Source organism: Kitasatospora sp. NPDC024654, assembly GCF_055559155.1.
The window spans coordinates 1-18,038 of sequence record NZ_JBVHLF010000113.1 but is presented as its reverse complement, the minus strand read 5'-3'; the positions used below and the strand labels follow the sequence as shown (position 1 = coordinate 18,038).

Annotated in this window: 16 protein-coding genes; 3 read left to right on the top strand and 13 right to left on the bottom strand. The window is 69.1% G+C overall.

The genetic code is table 11. The annotated features are described in order from the left end of the window. Positions 1 to 169: 169 nt before the first annotated feature. Genes clpB through ACZ38L_RS34895 form a run of 6 tightly spaced genes read right to left on the bottom strand, consistent with a single transcriptional unit; the run spans position 170 to position 7,199 of the window. A complete protein-coding gene (clpB, locus tag ACZ38L_RS34920) occupies positions 170 to 2,809 on the bottom strand; it encodes an ATP-dependent chaperone ClpB (protein WP_465701219.1) in 2,640 nt (879 codons plus the stop codon). After that, on the bottom strand, positions 2,800 to 3,201 hold the full coding sequence (locus ACZ38L_RS34915) for a chaperone modulator CbpM (protein ID WP_465701217.1): 402 nt from the start codon (positions 3,199 to 3,201) through the stop codon (positions 2,800 to 2,802). Before ACZ38L_RS34915 ends, clpB begins: the two co-directional genes overlap by 10 nt. Beyond that, positions 3,198 to 4,139 (bottom strand): DnaJ C-terminal domain-containing protein, encoded by a 942-nt coding sequence (locus ACZ38L_RS34910; protein WP_465701215.1) that lies wholly within the window; start codon positions 4,137 to 4,139, stop codon positions 3,198 to 3,200. Before ACZ38L_RS34910 ends, ACZ38L_RS34915 begins: the two co-directional genes overlap by 4 nt. A gap of 6 nt (positions 4,140 to 4,145) precedes the next feature. Further along, positions 4,146 to 4,757 carry a nucleotide exchange factor GrpE gene (locus tag ACZ38L_RS34905; RefSeq protein ID WP_465701213.1) on the bottom strand — a complete coding sequence of 204 codons (612 nt, stop codon included), beginning with the start codon at positions 4,755 to 4,757 and terminating at the stop codon, positions 4,146 to 4,148. 8 nt (positions 4,758 to 4,765) lie between these two features. Then, positions 4,766 to 6,664 (bottom strand): molecular chaperone DnaK, encoded by a 1,899-nt coding sequence (gene dnaK, locus ACZ38L_RS34900; RefSeq protein ID WP_465701211.1) that lies wholly within the window; start codon positions 6,662 to 6,664, stop codon positions 4,766 to 4,768. A gap of 52 nt (positions 6,665 to 6,716) precedes the next feature. Next, complete coding sequence (locus tag ACZ38L_RS34895; RefSeq protein WP_465701209.1) at positions 6,717 to 7,199, bottom strand: YflT domain-containing protein; 483 nt, start codon at positions 7,197 to 7,199, stop codon at positions 6,717 to 6,719. A 1,383-nt stretch (positions 7,200 to 8,582) separates the two neighbouring features. On the opposite strand from ACZ38L_RS34895, the gene ACZ38L_RS34890 reads away from it, so the two are divergent. Beyond that, positions 8,583 to 9,071, top strand: coding sequence for a PucR family transcriptional regulator (locus ACZ38L_RS34890; protein ID WP_465701207.1), 489 nt, complete (start codon positions 8,583 to 8,585; stop codon positions 9,069 to 9,071). Positions 9,072 to 9,188: 117 nt separating this feature from the next. On the opposite strand, the gene ACZ38L_RS34885 is transcribed toward ACZ38L_RS34890, so the two are convergent. Then, entirely contained in the window at positions 9,189 to 10,622 is a 1,434-nt protein-coding gene (locus ACZ38L_RS34885) for a DUF1254 domain-containing protein (protein ID WP_465701205.1), read from the bottom strand. 389 nt (positions 10,623 to 11,011) lie between these two features. On the opposite strand from ACZ38L_RS34885, the gene ACZ38L_RS34880 reads away from it, so the two are divergent. Next, positions 11,012 to 12,259 (top strand): PucR family transcriptional regulator, encoded by a 1,248-nt coding sequence (locus tag ACZ38L_RS34880; protein ID WP_465701203.1) that lies wholly within the window; start codon positions 11,012 to 11,014, stop codon positions 12,257 to 12,259. Between the two features lie 218 nt (positions 12,260 to 12,477). Here ACZ38L_RS34880 and ACZ38L_RS34875 read toward each other — a convergent pair whose 3' ends face one another. The 3 genes from ACZ38L_RS34875 to ACZ38L_RS34865 all read right to left on the bottom strand — a co-directional run bounded on the left by ACZ38L_RS34875 (position 12,478) and on the right by ACZ38L_RS34865 (position 14,130). Next, on the bottom strand, positions 12,478 to 13,149 hold the full coding sequence (locus tag ACZ38L_RS34875) for a 2OG-Fe(II) oxygenase (RefSeq protein ID WP_465701201.1): 672 nt from the start codon (positions 13,147 to 13,149) through the stop codon (positions 12,478 to 12,480). A 226-nt stretch (positions 13,150 to 13,375) separates the two neighbouring features. Further along, positions 13,376 to 13,756, bottom strand: coding sequence for a tail fiber domain-containing protein (locus tag ACZ38L_RS34870; protein ID WP_465701199.1), 381 nt, complete (start codon positions 13,754 to 13,756; stop codon positions 13,376 to 13,378). 2 nt (positions 13,757 to 13,758) lie between these two features. After that, entirely contained in the window at positions 13,759 to 14,130 is a 372-nt protein-coding gene (locus ACZ38L_RS34865; RefSeq protein WP_465701197.1) for a hypothetical protein, read from the bottom strand. A 567-nt stretch (positions 14,131 to 14,697) separates the two neighbouring features. Between ACZ38L_RS34865 and ACZ38L_RS34860 the strand changes: the two genes are divergently transcribed. Further along, entirely contained in the window at positions 14,698 to 15,789 is a 1,092-nt protein-coding gene (locus ACZ38L_RS34860) for an integrase core domain-containing protein (RefSeq protein ID WP_465701195.1), read from the top strand. Between the two features lie 37 nt (positions 15,790 to 15,826). Here the strand turns inward: ACZ38L_RS34860 and ACZ38L_RS34855 are convergent, their stop codons facing one another. The 3 genes from ACZ38L_RS34855 to ACZ38L_RS34845 all read right to left on the bottom strand — a co-directional run bounded on the left by ACZ38L_RS34855 (position 15,827) and on the right by ACZ38L_RS34845 (position 17,700). Next, entirely contained in the window at positions 15,827 to 16,312 is a 486-nt protein-coding gene (locus tag ACZ38L_RS34855) for a hemerythrin domain-containing protein (protein ID WP_465701193.1), read from the bottom strand. Between the two features lie 222 nt (positions 16,313 to 16,534). Further along, positions 16,535 to 17,050 (bottom strand): hypothetical protein, encoded by a 516-nt coding sequence (locus tag ACZ38L_RS34850; protein ID WP_465701191.1) that lies wholly within the window; start codon positions 17,048 to 17,050, stop codon positions 16,535 to 16,537. Between the two features lie 182 nt (positions 17,051 to 17,232). Continuing rightward, positions 17,233 to 17,700, bottom strand: coding sequence for a hypothetical protein (locus ACZ38L_RS34845; protein ID WP_465701189.1), 468 nt, complete (start codon positions 17,698 to 17,700; stop codon positions 17,233 to 17,235). Positions 17,701 to 18,038: the final 338 nt, after the last annotated feature.

The window sequence follows — 18,038 nt, the reverse complement described above, 5'->3', positions numbered from 1 at the left end:
ACGGCCCCATCCCGGAACTCGGCGTCGTACGTACGTCGCTTCCCCACCCTCAACTCCTTATCGGGTCACGACTCCACGCTACGAGGGGAAGCACAGCCCTCTGCGGCCACGGGGACCCGGTTCCCGCGCCCGCAGTTCGGGCAGTTCACCGTCGTCGACCGGGTGGTGGTCACGCCGCCCTCGCTTCCCGAGCCCCCTCCTGCTGGTCGAAGGTGACCACCAGCTCTCCGTGCTCGGCGTCGACGCGCACCGTCGCGCCGTCCTGGACGTCGCCGCGCAGCAGGGCGCGCCCGACCAGTGTCTCGACCTCGTGGGAGATGTAGCGCCGCAGCGGACGGGCCCCGTACACCGGGTCGTAGCCCTTGTGGGCGATCAACTCGCGTGCCGCATCGGTAAGTTCGACGGTGATACGGCGTTCGGCGACCCGCTGCCGCAGCTCGTCGAACTGCAGCTCCACGATCCGCTCGATCTGCCGCTCACCGAGCGGCTTGAACAGCACGATGTCGTCGACGCGATTGAGGAACTCCGGGCGGAAGTGCCCGCGCAGCTCACCCATCACCAGGGCACGGGCATCCGGCTTGATCTCACCCTCAGCGGTGGCGCCGTCAAGGAGGTGCTCGGAGCCGATGTTGGACGTCATGATGATCACGGTGTTGCGGAAGTCGACGGTGCGGCCCTGAGCATCGGTGATGCGGCCGTCATCGAGGATCTGCAGCAGGGTGTTGAAGACATCGGTGTGCGCCTTCTCGATCTCGTCGAACAGCACAACCGAGTACGGCTTGCGGCGTACGGCCTCGGTGAGCTGGCCGCCTTCCTCGTAGCCGACGTATCCGGGAGGTGCGCCCATAAGCCGGCTGACGGTGTGCCGCTCCTGATACTCACTCATGTCGAGGCGGACCATGTTCTCCTCGGAGTCGAACAGGGCCCGGGCGAGGGTCTTGGCCAGTTCTGTCTTCCCGACGCCGGTGGGGCCGAGGAAGATGAACGAGCCGATGGGGCGGCGAGGGTCGCGGATGCCGGAGCGGGCGCGGATGATGGCGTCGGCGACGAGCTTGACGGCCTCGTCCTGACCGATGACGCGCTCGCGCAGGATCTCGTCAAGGCGCAGCAGTTTCTCGCGTTCGCCCTCCTGGAGGCGGGCGACGGGGATGCCGGTCCAGGCGGCGACGATCTCGGCGATCTCCTCCTCGGTGACGACCTCGCGCAGCAGCCGGTTCTGCCCTTGTTTGGCGGCCAGTTGTTCCTCCTCTGCGGCGAGTCGGCGCTCCAGGTCCTGGAGGCGGCCGTAGCGGAGTTCGGCGGCGCGGTTGAGGTCGTAGGCGCGTTCGGCCTCCTCCGCCTCGTGGCGGACCTGCTCCAGTTCCTGGCGCAGTTCCTGCACGCGGCGGATCGCCTGCCGTTCGGCGTCCCACTGGGCGTGTTTGGCGTCGGCCTCGCCGCGCAGGTCGGCCAGTTCCCGGCGCAGCTCCTCCAGGCGGGCTTTGCTGGCGGGGTCGGTCTCCTTGGAGAGGGCCGCCTCCTCGATCTCCAGGCGGGTGACGCGGCGGGTGATCTCGTCGAGTTCGGCGGGCATCGAGTCGATCTCGGTACGCAGCCGGGCGCACGCCTCGTCGACGAGGTCGATGGCCTTGTCGGGCAGGAATCGATCGGTGATGTAGCGGTGGCTGAGGGTGGCCGCGGAGACCAGCGCGGTGTCCTGGATCTTCACGCCGTGGAAGACCTCGAGGCGTTCGCGCAGTCCGCGCAGGATGGAGATGGTGTCCTCCAGGCTCGGCTCGTCGACCAGGACCTGCTGGAAGCGGCGTTCGAGAGCGGCGTCCTTCTCGATGTGCTTGCGGTACTCGTCGAGGGTGGTGGCGCCGATCATGTGGAGTTCGCCGCGGGCGAGCATCGGTTTGAGCATGTTGCCCGCGTCCATGGCCCCCTCGGCGGCGCCCGCGCCGACGACGGTGTGCAGCTCGTCGACGAAGAGCAGGATGCGTCCCTGGGCGGCCTTGACCTCGCTGAGCACGGCCTTGAGGCGTTCCTCGAACTCACCGCGGTACTTGGCACCGGCGACCAGGGAACCCATGTCGAGAGCGAACACGATCTTGTCGCGAAGACCTTCGGGCACGTCGCCGCGGACGATGCGCTGGGCGAGGCCCTCGACGATGGCGGTCTTGCCGACGCCGGGGTCGCCGATGAGGACGGGATTGTTCTTGGATTTGCGGCTGAGGATCTGGGTGACGCGGCGGATCTCGGCGTCCCGGCCGATGACCGGGTCGAGCCTGCCGTCCCTGGCCTCGGCGACGAGATCGCGGCCGTACTTCTCCAGAGCCTCGTAGGCCACTTCGGGGTTGGCGGACGTGACGCGCTGGTTGCCGCGGACCTGGGTGAGCGCGCTCAGGAACGAGTCCCTGGTGATGCCGGCCTGTTTCAGCAGTCGCCCGGCGGCGGTTGAAGAGCCCTCCTCCACCAGGGGTAGCAGCAGGTGCTCCACGGACACGTACTCGTCCTTGAGGCGTTTGGCCTCCCGCTCGGCGGCATCGAGCAGGTGGGCGAGGCGCTGAGTGACGAAGACCTGGCCGGGTGCCGCGCCGGGGCCGGTGACCTTCGGGCGGCGGGAGAGTTCTTCGCGCACGGCCGCACGCAGTTCCTTCGGCTCGGTGCCGGCCTGTTGCAGCAACCGCGGGATCAGACCGTCCTCCTGATCGAGAAGTGCGAGCAGCAGGTGTTCTCCGTCTACCTCGGTCTGCCCCATGCGGACGGCCGCGCTCTGGGCCTCCTGGAGGGCTTCCTGAGACTTCTGGGTGAGACGGTTCATGTCCATGGGGGCGTTTCACTCCTCGTGCCGCGGCCGCGCAGGGCGGCTTCGAGCAGGCTGATGTGGTCGAGCAGGTCGAGCACCAGGCCGATGGATGCGTAGTTGAGGCAGAGTCCGGAGCGCAGCCGCTGGATACGGGCGAGGACCGCCGGGGCTGTGGAGTCGAACACCAGGTGCCCCGCGGCGTCGCGCTCGGCGTCGACCAAGCCGAGGGCGACGAACCGACGGACCAGATCGGGGTGGAGGCCCGAGAGACGGGCCAGGGCGTCCAGGGAAAGCCTGGGGGCGGGCACCAGCGCGTACCGGGCGGCCGTCGAGGCGGTGACGTCGGCGCCCGTTCGTACCGGACGGTCGCCCACGCCGGCCCGGCCTGCCGCTCTCGCGGGTCGGTTGTTCATCGCGTCCTCCTGGGGTCGAACGAGGAGGTGGCGGCGAGCTCCTCGAACAGTTCGCGCTCCCGGTCGCCGAGGGCGGGCGGCACCATGACACGGAGTTCGGCGTACAGGTCGCCGTTCGCGCCGCGCGGGTTCGGCATGCCCTCGCCGCGCAGCCGCAGCCGCCGGCCGCTGGAGGAGCCCGCGGGCACCGTGACCTTGGCCGTGCCACCGCCGGGGGTGGGCACCGGCACGGTCGCACCCAGGGCCGCCTCCCAAGGGGCGACCGGGACCTGGACGTGCACATCGCGGCCGTCCAGCCGGAACCGGGGGTGGGGCTGGATACGCACCCGCAGGTACAGGTCGCCCGCGCGGGCGTCACCACTGCCCCGGCCGCCCTCGCCCGCCAGCCGGATGCGCTGCCCGTCGGTGACGCCCGGCGGCACGTTGACCTCGTACCGCCGCGGCTGCCCGGTGGGACCGGCGAGCGTGACGGTGCGACGGCCGCCTCGGTACGCCTCCTCGACGGTGAGCGGCAGCTCGGCCTCCTGGTCTGCACCGGGGACGCCGCCTCGGGCGGCACCGGCTCCGAACATGGAGCCGAGCAGGTCGTTGATGTCGATGTCCTCCGCTCCGAAGCCGGTGGCGTACCGGACGCGAGAACCGCCCGCACCTGCGGTCCTCCCACCGCCGAAGCCGCCGCCCGCTCCCGCCGCGACTCGTTCGTCGAAGTCCTCCGGGATCTTGCGGAAATCCTCGCCGAAGCGGTCGTAGCGGGCCCGGGTCTTGGGATCGGACAGGACGCTGTATGCCTCGTTGAGGTTCTTAAAACGCTCCTCCGCCCCGGGGTCCTTGTTGACGTCGGGGTGGTGCCTGCGGGCGAGTGTGCGATATGCCTGCTGGATCTCGTCCTGGCCCGCGCTCCGCGACACGCCCAGCACCTCGTAGTAGTCCCGTGCCATCGCCGTTCACTCCCGCTTCGCGACAGTCACGGCGGCGGGCCTGAGCTGTCGTTCGCCGTCCCCGTAGCCCGGGCGTAGCACCTCGACGACGGTGCCCGGCTCGATGTCGGGGTCCTGGACGACGCCGACCACCTCGTGCCGGGCCGGGTCGAAGGCGACGCCTGTCTCCGCCCGCCGCGGGTAGCCGAGCAGTTCGAGGACGTTCACCCCCTGGTCGCGTACGGCCCGGACGCCCTCCACGATCGCGCCCGGATCGGCACCGGCGTGGGTCAGGGCGAGTTCGAGGTTGTCCAGAACGGGCAGGAAGGCGGCCGCCGTGCGGGACCGCTCGACCACCCGTTCCCGCTCCAGTTCCCTGGCTTGACGCTTGCGAAGGTTGTCGAGATCGGCGAGCGCGCGCCGCCAGCGGTCCTCCAGTTCCTGGATCGCGGTCGTGTACTCGTCCTCGGCACGCGCGGGGCCGGCGGCGTCGGGACCCGGTTCGTCGTTCGCCGCCTCCGGCCGGGGTGGCGGGCCCGGTTGCGGCAAATCCCCGCGAGGAGGGCGTACGGCGCCTTCCGGGACCGGTTCGACCGGATCAGACGCGGCCCGGTCAGGTTCCTGGGGGTGGCTGGGCATGGCGCGCCTCAGTCCTTGTCGAACTCGGCGTCGATGACATCGTCGCCACCGCCACCGCCGCTCGTGGGACCACCGGTGGCGGCGTCCTGGCTGGGACCGCCAGTGGCCTCGGCGCCCTGATGGGCCGCCAGCCCGGCAAGCACCTGCTGGAGTTCGGAGGTCAGGGATCGCACGCGCTCAACGCCCGCCTCTTCCTTGACCGCCGCCCGGGCGTCGGACACGAGCATCTCGGCACGTGCCTTCTCGTGCGAGGGCGTTGCGTCGCCCAGTTCGGCGAGGCGCTTCTCGACCTGGTAGGCGACGGCGTCGAGCTCGTTGCGCGCGTCGACGGCCTCGCGGAGTGCCTGGTCCTGACCCCGGTTGCGCTCGGCCTCCTGGACCATGCGTTCGACCTCACTGCGGTCCAGGTTGGAGCTCTCGCTGATGGTGATGCCCTGTTCCTTGCCGGTGTCCCGGTCGCGGGCCCTGACGTTGAGGATGCCGTTGGCGTCGATGTCGAAGGTGACCTCGATCTGTGGTTCGCCCCGCGGCGCCGGCCGGATGTCGGTGAGCTGGAACCGGCCGAGCACCCGGTTGTCGGCGGCCCGCTCGCGTTCGCCCTGGAGGACCACCACATCGACGGCCGGCTGGTTGTCCTCGGCGGTGGAGAAGGTCTCGGTACGGCGCACCGGGATGGTGGTGTTCCGCTCGATGATCTTCGTCATCACTCCGCCGCGCGTCTCCACGCCCAGCGACAGGGGTGTGACGTCGAGCAGCAGGACGTCCTTGACCTCGCCCTTGAGCACCCCGGCCTGGATCGCGGCGCCCAGCGCCACGACCTCATCGGGGTTGACGCTCATGTTGGGTTCCTTGCCGCCGGTCAGCCGGCGGACCAGGGCCTGGACCGCTGGAATACGCGTGGAGCCGCCTACGAGGATGACCTCGTCGATGTCGCTCTCGCCGACCTTGGCGTCGGCCATGGCCTGCTGGACCGGTCCCAGGCAACGCTCCACCAAGTCGCCGGTGATCTGCTCGAATGTAGACCGCATGATCGAGTCGGTGAGGTGCTTGGGGCCCGACGCGTCAGCGGTGATGAACGGCAGGCTGACCTGCGTCTGCGTCACCGAACTGAGCTCGGTCTTGGCCTTCTCCGCCGCCTCGAACAGTCGTTGCAGCGCCTGCGGGTCCTTGCGCAGGTCGATGCCGTTCTCCTTCTGGAAGTCGTCCGCGAGGTAATCCACCAGACGCCGGTCGAAGTCGTCGCCGCCCAGGTGGCTGTCGCCGGCGGTGGAGCGCACCTCCACCACGCCGTCGCCGACGTCGAGGATGCTCACGTCGAAGGTGCCGCCGCCCAGGTCGAAGACGAGGACGGTCTCGTGCTGCTTCTTGTCCATGCCGTAGGCGAGGGCAGCCGCCGTCGGCTCGTTGATGATCCGCAGCACCTCCAGTCCCGCGATCCGTCCGGCGTCCTTGGTGGCGGTGCGCTGAGCGTCGTTGAAGTAGGCGGGCACCGTGATGACCGCCTCCGTGACCCGTTCCCCCAGCTGTTTGGAGGCGTCGTCGGCGAGTTTGCGCAGCACCTGTGCGCTGATCTCCTCAGGCGCGTACAGCTTGTCCCGCACCTTGAAACGGGCCGCCCCGCCGTCGCCCTCGACGACGTCGTACGCCACCGCCCTGGCCTCGTCGGAGATCTCGTCGAAGTGCCGACCGATGAACCGCTTGGCCGAGTAGATGGTGCCCTTCGGGTTGAGGATCGCCTGGCGCCGGGCCAGCTGGCCCACCAGTCGCTCGCCGGTGTCGGTGAAGGCCACCACGGACGGTGTCGTGCGGTTGCCCTCGCTGTTGGGCACGACGGACGGCTCGCCGCCCTCCCACACGGCGATCACCGAGTTGGTGGTGCCCAGGTCGATGCCCACTGCCTTGGCCATGAGGATCTCCTCCCGTGCGGCGGCCTGCGTCGACTCTCCGGATCACGTATGTTCAGGTACGGATGGGACCTCCGCCTGCGGTCTGCAGCGCGCCGATCGGCCGCACAGCCCCGTAGGCGAGCGCCTCGTCCACGACAACCTCATACCGGCTCGGCTGCATCGAGCGGAGCGAGGCGAAAGCCCGGCAACGGCCCTGCAGGGCGTGTAGCGGCACGCCGAACAGCGCGCCGACAACAGGCCCGAAGATCAGCCCGTACAGGACGAAAAGCAAGGCGGAGACGACGGGGTCGAGCCAGTTCGCATGGCCGAACAGCCAGCCGATCAGGACACCGGGGACCGCACCGCTCGCCGTCCCGTGAAGGGCGGCCCTGCCGTAGTTCATCGGGCCGATCACCTGCTCGACCAAGCGCACGTCCTGGGCGGTGATCGCCACCTTCTCCACGGAAATCCCACGGTCAGACAGGAGGTCAACGGCACGTTCCGCTTCCCGGTACGTCTTGTACGAGGCAACCGGCCTGCGATACTGCTCGATCATCGCCCAGCCCTTCCTGCCGGTGCGCACAGAGGGTTCGAACAATCCCAGGGTGGCGAGCCGAATGGCTCCACGCCTGGGCCTGGCGAGTCAGAAAAGCACGGGTTCGGTCGCCCCACGAGTACTACTAGAGGAAAAATCCGAGCATCTCGGATGAGCCGGCCCGCGAGCGGGTGCGACCCGCCCGTAGGCCCGGGAGAACGGAGTGATCCCATGGCCGGCAGCCGGGCACACAATCCGTACCGCCGCCGCTCCGACCGGGAGGGCAGCCCTCCGTGGGGCAGCGCCGGGCGGCCCCCATGGCCGCGCGGAGAGGGCCCCGCCCACCCGTTACGACCCCATCCGACCATGCCCTCCACGCACTGATCGTGCTCTACAGCGCCCTGTTCGACACCCTGGACGAAGGCGAGATCCTGCGCCTGGCCATGGACCACATAGCCGCCGCAGGGCCATACCGCGCCGAGGCCGGATACCTCAGGGTGGACGGCGACCTGGTCCCCAGCCCGACGAATGGGCGAATCCATGCCGTGGCCGTGGACCGGAGGGTGCGGGAGCTGGCCGGGCAGGACGGCCCTGTGACCGTACCCGGCAGGCCCTGGGGCTGGGCGCTGGGGCTGCGCGGACTTGAGAGACTCCACGGCTACCTCGTGGTGACGTCGCACCGCCAGCCCACCGAGGCCGAGCGCCCCCTGCTCGCCATACTCGTCCGGCACACCGCTGCTGCTCTGTCGGTCGCCTTCGCACACCGCCGCCAACGCGAGGACGCGCTGGAGCTGCACCGGCTCAGGGAGGAGCGCACAGCCCTCCAGCGGCAGCTGATCTCCGTCGTGGCTGAGCTGGGGTACCAGCGGGCCGTTCACGCGCTCATGGCCGACGTCGCTGCCTCGGGCGGCGGCGAGGAAGCCGTCACCCGCGCACTGCACGGGCTCACTGGACTCCCCGCGCTGGTCGAGGACCGCTTCGGTCGGCTGAGGTCCTGGACCGGCCCCAGCCGCCCCGATCCCTATCCGGAACCGGACCCCGTGCGCCAAGACGAAATGCTGCACGCCGTCGCCCGAGAGACCGGGCCAGTGCGAATCAAGGACCGGCTGATCACCCTGGTACGCCCGCACGACGAGATCCTGGGCGTGCTGGCCCTGGTCGATGCCCGGGGCGAGGCCGACGAGCACACCGTGTTCGCGATGGAACACGCCGCCACGTCGCTCGCACTGGAGATGGCGCACCTGCGCAGTCTGGCCGAAGTGGAGCTGAGACTGCACCGCGAGCTGGTCGACGACCTCCTGGCAGGGACGGACGAGGCGAGCGCCTACGCCCGGTCCGAGGCCGTCGGACACGACCTGCATCGTCGTGGTGCAGTAGTCGAACCGGAGTGCGGACGATTCCTTCGTGCAGACCGTGGGCCGGGCGGCCTCTGCCGTGGGCATGCGCTCGCTGCTGACCCGACGTTCCGACCACGTGGTCCTGATCGCCGACGACAGGCCGCACGCCCGCGCTCTGTACGAGGCGCTCGCCCGGGAGATCGGGACACGGTCCGGGACGATCGGGGTGAGCGCCCCCTGCGACTCCCTGGACGACATCCCCCGCCGCTACCAGGAGGCGCAGCGCGCCCTGGAAGTGCTCCGCCACTCCCGCGAGCGCTACGGCACGACGTTCTTCGACGAGCTTGGCCTCTACCGCATCCTGGGACCTGGCAACGATTACCGGGCACTGGAGACGTTCGTCCACGAGTGGCTCGGGCAGCTCATCGACTACGACTCCCGGCACCACGCGGCCATGGTGGAGACCCTGTCCCGGTGCTTTGATCACCATCCGATACGCGCCCTGGGTCGCGCCGGGAACCGCCCCGGGACGTATACGCCCCTCGGTGGCGGGTGAACCGTTGTTCAGCCGCCACCGATCCGTGGTGTCCTCGAACGATGCGTCCGCGCCCACAAGCAGCGAAGCGGGGCAATCTCACGATCCGGTTGCAGGATTGCTGCCTCAAGGCTTGCGTCAGCTGGTCATGGTGACCGGGGGCGGGGTCCAGGTGCCGTCGAGGACACTGGGCTTGGGCCAGTACATGCGCAGCATCAGGGAGAACTGGCCGCTGGGTGCGGGTAGCCAGTTGGACTGCTCGCCTGCCGACGGGGTGTCGTGCTGGATGTAGATGTCCATGGAACCGTCGGGGTTGGGTGTCGGCTTGACGGTGTGTCCGACCTCGTAGCGGTTGATCGGGTTGGGGACCAGGAAGCCGGATGCGTCGTACATCGTGAGGGACCAGAACGCGTTCACCGGCGGGGTTTGGCCGGGGGCGAAGTGGATGACGAACCGGTCGGCTCCGGTCAGCGGCTTGCCCTGGCTGTCGGTGCGGGTCAGCGGGTAGACGGCGTCCTGGGGGAGGTTGGCGCCGAGTCCGTACCAGGCCGTGACCGCGCGCAGCATGTAGTCGGTGCCGTAGTCGCCCAGGTTGCGCATGACGCGCCAGCCGTTCACATTGGTTCCGGATGTGGCGAGCGCGGCCTGGATCTCCTGCTGGGCCGCGGGTACGGCCTGGCGCAGGGCTTGCGCTGTGGCGGGGCCCTTGGCGTTGACGTCGAACGGCCGGCCGGGGACGATGCCCAGGCGGGCCAGGGTGGCCGCCATGGGGGCGTCCTTCTTCGCGGGCGGGTTGGTGGCCATGGCCGAGGCGAGCTGGGAGAAGAAGCTCTGCGCGTTCATGGCGGCGACGCGGGCGGCCGGCGCCGTGGCGGGGACGGTCGGGTCGACGTGGCCTGCGGGCGGGGTGTAGGGGTGGCCGTAGGCGCTCAGCGGTTCGAGGGTGTAGTGGCTCACCAGGGCCTCGACGGCGGGCAGGTCGGCGAGGCCGTTGTACTGGGTTCGGCCGATGATCCACGCGGTCTGGGTGGGGGCCTTGATCTGCTTGACTCCGGCGGGCAGCCGGCCGTGCCAGCCGGGACCGGTGATGGCGAAGTCGCCGGCCGCGCTGCCGGTGGTGCGGGTTCCCGGCGAGGCGAAGACGTCGGTCCAGTCGCTGAGCATGGGCATCAGGAAATACCGGCCGTGGGTGTCCGGCACGTGGAGCACGACGGGCCCGGCCTTCAGGTCCAGCCACGCCGAGGTGTACAGGGTGTCGACGTTGGGGGCCACCACGGTGTGGAACTGCGGGCTTGGAGTGGTGTCCGCCTTGGCGAACTGGTTCACCGGCGCTTGCATGCTCGCCGGATCGGGCTTGACGACGTTGGTGGACGCCTGCTCGGTGGCCCGCATCAGGACCAGCGGGTAGCCGTAGACATACGCGTTGACCGCGTCGGTGGTGGCGGCGGGAGCGGGCGAAGGCTGTGCCGCGCTCGCCTGGGCGGCGGTTGCCGGCCCGGCGGCCAGCACGAGTGCCGCCGTCCCCACACAGGCGGCGGCACCCCAACGTCGGGGTTGACGCGTTGCGTTCATAACGGTTGTTCCTCACACGACAGTTGTCAGAGTTGACGGCACCCCGTGGCTGCAGCGGCGACGCTCTAATCTTCAGCGCCGTGCAGCGACGTTTTCGGGTACCCGGGCGGGCGGTCGGAAGGTGCTCCGCATGAGGACGGGCCGGCCTGGCCGACCGCCAGGCGAGGCACAACGTCGGCGCGCCGAAGGACGGTTAGCGTGCTTGCGCGCCCCGCGGCGTACCCGGCGAGGGAGAGAACCCATGCCATCCCCATCGGCTCGTTCCAGCATTCAATTACCCATCACGACCGTGCGGGACGAAGATCCGATCGCCCGCGCTTCACTGTCGCCCCACCGACGGGCCAGGGCCATCGGCGGGGAGGACACTCACGACGGCATATCGTTGTGACGTGTCACAACGAAGCGGGTCGTCACATGAGGCACCAGAGTCCAGCGAGGACATACGTGAGCAGGCGGTCCGACTGGCCGCCCGCCTCGAACCCCGGATCAACCAACTGGCCAGGCAGGTCGTCGAGCGCCAGCGGGCCCAGGTCCCCGGCTTCGACCGCCTCCCCGGCGATCTGCAGGACCTGGAGGCCGCCTCGACCGCCCGCCAGGCGATCCGCGACTTCCTGCGCTGCACGCAGGGCCTCGCCGACGCCGAAGCCGAGGTGTTCCGGGAGCGCGCCGCCCAGCGTGCCGCGGAAGGCATCCCCCTGATCGGGCTCCTCAGGTCGTACCACGTCGGCGCCGAGGTGCTGACCGACGCGCTCTGCGCCGCCGCCCGCCCCGGAGAGGAGGCCGCCCTTCTCCGGCTCGCCCGCCGGCTCTTCAGGGCCGTCAACGCCATGGTCGAGCAGGTCACCGAGGCGTACCTGCTGGGGGCGGCCGACCAGCAGGCGGCTGGACGGGAACTGGCCGCGGCACTGATCCGCGGCGACGCGCCACAGGACGTGGCCACCCGCTACGGTTTGCCTCTCGAACCCGGCTACCTCGTACTCAGCGTCCGCGCCCCCGCACCTCAGGAGCCGGTGGCCGCACGACGACTGCTCCACCAGGTCCTGGGCCGGCTCGCGCCGGCCGCGGCAGGCCGAGCGCTCAGCCTGCCGGACGAACAAGGCGGCCACATCCTGCTCCCCCTCGGCACACCCCACGCCGACCTCGTCCGACACCTGTCCACCGGCCTGCCCCGCCCGGCGATCGCCGGGGCCGCCCTCGCGGCCACCCCAGAGGACGTCCCCGCCGCCGCCGAACAGGCACGCCGGATCGCCGCCATCGCCCGCACAGCCGGCGTGCACCGACTCCAGGACGTGCTACTCGACTACCATCTGGCCGGATCCAAGGACAGCGCCGCCGAACTGTCCGCACTCCTCGACCCCCTGGACCACCACGCCGGCCTGGTCGAGACCGTCGCCGCGTTCCTCGACTGCGACCTCGACCGGCGCCGCACGGCCCAAGCACTCAAGGTCCACCCCAACACCGTCGACAACCGCCTCGCCCGCGCCACCCAACTGACCGGCCTGGACCCGCACACCACCCACGGCGTACAGCTCCTCGGCGCTGCCCTGACCCTGCGCCGACTCGCTGAAGGCTCGACAACCGGCTGCAAACCTGGCTCCGCCGTTGAGACGAACTGGCATGTCACCAAAGTTCGGTGAGATCACTCAACCCTTCGGCAAGACAGGACAGCCGGCGGCAATTGTCCGCTCTCATCCAATCGAGGCGTCTACTCAGCGAACTCAGTCGTTTGGCCTTGCCCTTGCCGGTAACCTCATCCGCCCTGATGAGAGGCACTCGCGTGGGTGCAGAGAAGCGCCAACAACGAGCCCGACTCCCGGGGATCCATCCGCGTCAGTCGGCGCCGGGGCGATGAGCCTCACAGACCCACGTCATTCCCACGGTTCGCGGGGTCAGGGCTGCACAGCCAGCCGTTGATGGCGAAGCGGCTGTCCGCGTGCTGCTTGCTCCGACAGCTGACCGGCCGCACCTCATGCCAGGCGGTGGGTCGGAAGAACACGATGCTGTCGTGCTCGGGCTCCCAGTCCCGCCATGTGCGCTCCTGCCACTTTCCGGCTGTCTCGGTGTGCAGGGGCAGGGCGGCGTCGAACACACGCAGTTCTCCCCCGTCGAAGGGCCGGGGTGTGCGATGCAGGTAATACACGAAGGTGAGCAGACGCCGGGGGGCGAACTCGGCGCTGGTGTCCTGGTGCGCCCGGTAGAAGTCGCCGTCGTTGTGCACGTTGAGGCTGTAACTGGGTTCGGTGTACTGGCAGGAGATGCCCAGCGTGTGCTCGACCGCCTCCAGGACCTCGTCGATGGCTGCCAGCAACTCGGGCGCGGTGAAGTCCTGGCAGGAGCGGGACCGGCGAATGTCGGGGACCACCTCCCGGTCTCGAATCATCGAGGGCTTCCACGTGTCGCCGGCGGACGCGATGGCGCGCTCCAGTAAGGCGCTGGCCGTTCGCTCACCCAGGAACTGGGTGATGCGACAGACCGTCACCGGAAGCCGCCAGATCGCGTCCGTACACACCGCCGGCCGCTGATCCATCGCCTCGGATGGTCCCGTCACGGTGCCGTGTCGCGCCGAGGTGTCCTGTCTTGTCATGGTCTCCTGCCTTCTGGATCGCGACGAGTGTTCCGCAGCGGCCGACTCCTCCAAGTCCTCTCCGGGAGTGGACGGCGGCCGTGGGCCAGGCTCGGCCTGGGACGCCCCGTGGCCACTGGCCGTCCGGCCCTGCGACCGCTGGAGCATCACGGCAGGACGTCTGGCGTCGTCACGCGGCCTCGGGCTTGTTCCCGCTCGCGGCTTCTCGCAGGCAGTTCACTTCGGCCGTGAGTTCTTCCACGCGGCGGTGCAGTGCCTGGACGCAGACCAGGGCGACGCCGAGGCCGTCGACGACGGGGATGGTGGTGCCGTCCTGGTTGAAGCCGAAGGCGGCCTGCCAGTCCTGGGCCATCGGCCCGAGGTGACGCACGTCTTCGGGCTCCCAGAGGTAGCGCCAGGTACTGATCGGCAGCGCGGCCACGCTCTCCAGGATCGCGTAGCCGTTGACCGCACCGACCGTGGCCGCAGCGCCGCCCTCCCGCGCGCCGGCCAAACGACGGGCCGGGGCACTGCGGTCGGCCGCCCGGGACCGCTGGCGGAAGACCCGCATCCTCACCGGCTCCAGTCGACCGGGACCACGTCCTGCTTGAGCCCGCGGTCACTGCAGACGGCACACGGGTTGCCCGGGACACCGGGGCCCTGGTCGGTGCCGACGGTGATCGCTCCGTGGGCCCCGGCGGGGGCGTGGATGCCATCGCCGACCAGCGCGGCTTCGTAGCCGCCCAGCAACTCCTGGAGGGTTCCGGGGCCCAGGTCCTCCGGAGCGGCGATCGCGGCGATGCCGGAATCGTCCGTGTAGGCCATCCCCAGCGTCCGGCCGCCCATGGTGGCGAACACGACCTTCGCACCGCGGATGGGCTCCCCGGTCACCGCGTCGGACGCCATCGCGTCGATGTTCTCCAACTGCATCTGGGTGACGTTCAAAGTGGCCTGGCTGGCCGTCAGCCTTGTCGGCTTCAGGCTGGGGCATTGCGCCCCGCTGCTGCACGACGCGGGCGTTGGGGTGGTCGCAGACGCGGTGACGCCACTCCCCGCACCCAACGATGCCAAAGCCGCGGCCATCACCGCGACGGTCTTACGACCTACAGAACTCATGTCCACTCCCGTGGGAACTGCCCGAGCGTGATCCGTTCCAGCGCATGGCGGCCGGGACGGCCTGGCCGCGCGCGGCACGCGACGGGTGCCGCCCCCTTCGGACGACGCGACCGAGCGTAACCACGCACATCTGGCCCAACCAGCTGACAACCGCGAGTTCGCACCATCTGATGAACCGCCAGCAGGACGGTGACGAACGCGATCGACACACACAAACCAACGAGCGATCGGCGTAGAACACGCCGCAACCGACTCACCACCGCAAAATCGTATGCGAGTGTGCGGGTGCCGATAAATCATCCACGCAGGTCACAGCCTTGCTGCCGTCCTTCGGCTCTGGCCAGTACCGCTCCGGCGTCTTCACCTGGAAGGGCGTCGGCGGCATCATGATCTGTCGTGCTGCTGCGCTTCGCCTACCTCGCCGCGACCAACGCCCTGGCGTTCCTGCGCCTCCTGCCCATGAGCGACAGAGACAAGGACATCGAGATCCTCGCGCTGCGGCACCAACTGCTGGTCCTCCAACGCCAGGCCCGGAAGCCGAACTTCACCGACACCGATCGCGCCGTCCTCGCCAGCCTGCTCCACCACCTCCCCAAGGACAAACTGCGCCACCTCCTGCTGCTCGTACGGCCCGACACGATCCTGCGCTGGCATCGCGACCTGCCCAAGCGGCGCCACGCCGCAACCTGCGTACCCAAGCGACGCGGGCGCCCGCCCACGATCCGCTCGATCCGTGCCCTGGCCCTGCGCCTCGCCCGCGAAAACGCGTCCTGGGGCTACCGCAGAATCCACGGCGAACTCACGGCACTGGGCATCAAGGTCGCCGCGTCCACCGTCTGGGAGATCCTCAAGGAACATGGCATCCCTCCCGCACCGGAACGGCAGAACACCACCTGGGCCGACTTCCTGCGCAACCAGGCCGAGGCCCTGCTGGCCTGCGACCTGTTCGAAGTCCGCACCCTGACGGGCGCGCGGCTGTACGTCTTCGCCGTCATCGAGCACTCGACCCGGCGTATCCGGATCCTGGGTGCCACGGCGCACCCCACCGGCGAGTGGATCGTACAGCTCGGACGCAACCTCCTCATGGATCTCGAGGATGCGGGCAGCAGGGCCCGGTACTTGATCCGCGACCGGGACTCGAAGTTCACCGCCACCTTCGACGCCCTGCTGACCGATGCCGGAGTGGAAGTCGTCACCACCGGCATCCGCATCCCACGGATGAACTCGCTGATCGAGCGCTGGATACAGACCTGCAGGCACGAGCTCCTCGACCGCACCCTGATCTGGAACCAGACCCACCTTCTCCACGCACCGCGCGAGTACGAGCAGTTCTACAACAGCCACCGACCACACCGAGCCCTCGGCCAAGCCGCCCCACTGCGGCCACTCCCCCAACCGATCAACGAACCAGCACAGATCAGGCAGTTGGAGATCCACCGACGAGACAGACTCGGCGGAACCCTCCACGAGTACCGACATGCTGCTTGACCGGGCGGGATGATTTATCGGCACCCACAATGTCGACTCATGCCATACCGAACCGGAAGACCATGTCCGTCCAGTCGGTGTCAGGTGCCCCGTCGTCGAGCGCCTCGCTGATCGTCCGCTCTTCATAGCTGAAGTGTGATTCCATGATCGCCGCCAATCCGTCAAGCTCACGCCCGATCGCCTCCAGGACCGGGCCACGCGATTCGGCAGCCCTGTCAGCGAGTTCACGCACCCGAGACAGGATCGAGGCGATCACGCCGTGATCTTCAACAAGATTCGCGACCGTCGTTGCGAGACCCGGGCGTTCGCGCAGCAACTGGGAGAACATCCCGTCGTCCTCGCCCTGATGGTGCGACGTCAGCGCGGCACAAAAGGCCAGGCAATGGGTGACAAGTGCGTCGTCGCTCAACCGGCGGTGTCCGAGACTTGTCCTGATCTCGTTGATCTGGCGACGCAGTTCTTGATGTGCTTGTGAGAGCTGCAGACTCAAGGCGGCTACACGGTCGCCGTCGCGGGAAGCCACGGATGGCGGTCCCTTCGGTTCCGCACCTCCATGCCTGGCGCAGTCCGCCACCGGCACGCGATGCTGCCGCAATCTGATCACGCAACGCGGCGGTACGGCAAGCACGCCGCCCACCCGCACCTGTAGCCAGCTTCAGGCCCCGGCGTTCAGCCAGCTCAGCCCTTCACTCCAGAAGAACCGCACCCGAAGGAGTTCGGGGCCACCAGGTCTTCCCTCTTGCGCTCAGGTGCGGGTGGGCCACCATGCATGGCCGAGCAGCAGCGCCCCGGGGACGACCCCCGCCACTGTCGCGATCGCCACTGCCGGCGCGCCGCAGACGGCGAACATCAGCCCCGCGCCTCCGCATACCGCCATCGCTGCGCCCAGCACCCGCATCGAGGCCAGCCGCCAGACGGCCGCCAGCCCGAAGAAGTGCACCCCGACCACGAGCGCCATCCACGGCAACGTCGCCCGGTGGGCGTGCAGCACGCTGTTGATCAGCACCAACCCGCCCGCCAGGGCCACTACTTCGGCCGCGACCACCCCCCAGTAGCCCCACCCGAACCCGCCGCCGGTCCGCATAGCAGGCCCCCTCCTCCGCCCCAACAGCACGGCGAGAAACCCCCCGATCGCGAGCACCCGCAGCGGAATCGCGACCGCGGCCGGCAGCGCCCCGGCATTCGCCCCGACGAAAACAAGCCCGAATGCGGCCCCGATGACCCGTCCGGTCCGATAGTCAGTCACATCGCTCATTGTCATCCGCCCACCTCAACAACGCCCCCCTGACCCGCCCCTGATCCGTCCCTGACCCGCCCCCATCTGCACCCCAACCAGCACCCCGCCACCCACTGAGGACTCTGGGCCTGAACCACCGGCCCATCATCAGCTCACTGGCCGTGATGGGCCATTGCTGCATCAGCCGTCCGCGCTGATGGTTGCTGCTATGCCGACCTCAGGGTGTAGGCACCGTAGCCGTCGCACTGGATGGCGCCGTCCGAGATGCCGGTGATGACGAATCCTGCGGGGATGGGGGAGTTGGCGCAGATCACCTGACCGCTGTAGGGCGTCTGGATGGTGAAGGCGCCGTAGCCGTCGCACTGGATGGCGCCAGGTGAGACGCCGGTGATGACGAATCCTGCGGGGATGGTGGAGTTGGCGCAGATCACCTGACCGCTGTAGGGCGTCTGGATGGTGAAGGCGCCGTAGCCGTCGCACTGGATGGCGCCAGGCGAGACGCCGGTGATGACCCATCCCGAGGGGATGGGGGAGTCGGTGCAGATCACGGCTGAGGCCGCGGGGTGCATGGTCGCGGGTGCGGCCTGTGCCACGGTAGCCGTCGTTGTAACCCCGGCGACGACCAGGGCGAGTGTCACCAGGAGCCTTGCGAGCCAGTCTGTGACGATCTTCATTCAGAGACCTCTCTCAGTGTCATGCCGCACTCGTGTGAGTGCGACGTCAGCGCGTGCTGACGTCGGATACCAGGCCGTGTCACGGCGAAGTCCGCAGATTGCCGGGCAGCCCGAGTCGCCAGCGACATGCGCGTGCGCATCAGTACTTTCCCCTCAAACAGCGGGCTGCGGCTGCGACAGGGGAGCACTCAGATGGTTGCAGCGCGGGCGTTCGGTTCACCAGCTGTTCGGTGCCGGGCCTAACCTCGGGCTTTCACGGCGACTGCTGTCCGATGGGTGATCAGAAAAGAGAAAAGTGCTCCTGACCTGCAACGATGGGACTTGTCTAGGGTCCAGTC

Coding starts and splice junctions, on each gene's coding strand:
- ACZ38L_RS34895 (WP_465701209.1), bottom strand. CDS start 7,199: ATGATCGAGCAGTATCGCAGGCCGGTTGCCTCGTACAAGACGTACCGG.
- ACZ38L_RS34915 (WP_465701217.1), bottom strand. CDS start 3,201: ATGAACAACCGACCCGCGAGAGCGGCAGGCCGGGCCGGCGTGGGCGAC.
- ACZ38L_RS34910 (WP_465701215.1), bottom strand. CDS start 4,139: ATGGCACGGGACTACTACGAGGTGCTGGGCGTGTCGCGGAGCGCGGGC.
- ACZ38L_RS34875 (WP_465701201.1), bottom strand. CDS start 13,149: ATGGATCAGCGGCCGGCGGTGTGTACGGACGCGATCTGGCGGCTTCCG.
- ACZ38L_RS34850 (WP_465701191.1), bottom strand. CDS start 17,050: ATGACAATGAGCGATGTGACTGACTATCGGACCGGACGGGTCATCGGG.
- ACZ38L_RS34870 (WP_465701199.1), bottom strand. CDS start 13,756: ATGCGGGTCTTCCGCCAGCGGTCCCGGGCGGCCGACCGCAGTGCCCCG.
- clpB (WP_465701219.1), bottom strand. CDS start 2,809: ATGGACATGAACCGTCTCACCCAGAAGTCTCAGGAAGCCCTCCAGGAG.
- ACZ38L_RS34885 (WP_465701205.1), bottom strand. CDS start 10,622: ATGAACGCAACGCGTCAACCCCGACGTTGGGGTGCCGCCGCCTGTGTG.
- dnaK (WP_465701211.1), bottom strand. CDS start 6,664: ATGGCCAAGGCAGTGGGCATCGACCTGGGCACCACCAACTCGGTGATC.
- ACZ38L_RS34845 (WP_465701189.1), bottom strand. CDS start 17,700: ATGAAGATCGTCACAGACTGGCTCGCAAGGCTCCTGGTGACACTCGCC.
- ACZ38L_RS34905 (WP_465701213.1), bottom strand. CDS start 4,757: ATGCCCAGCCACCCCCAGGAACCTGACCGGGCCGCGTCTGATCCGGTC.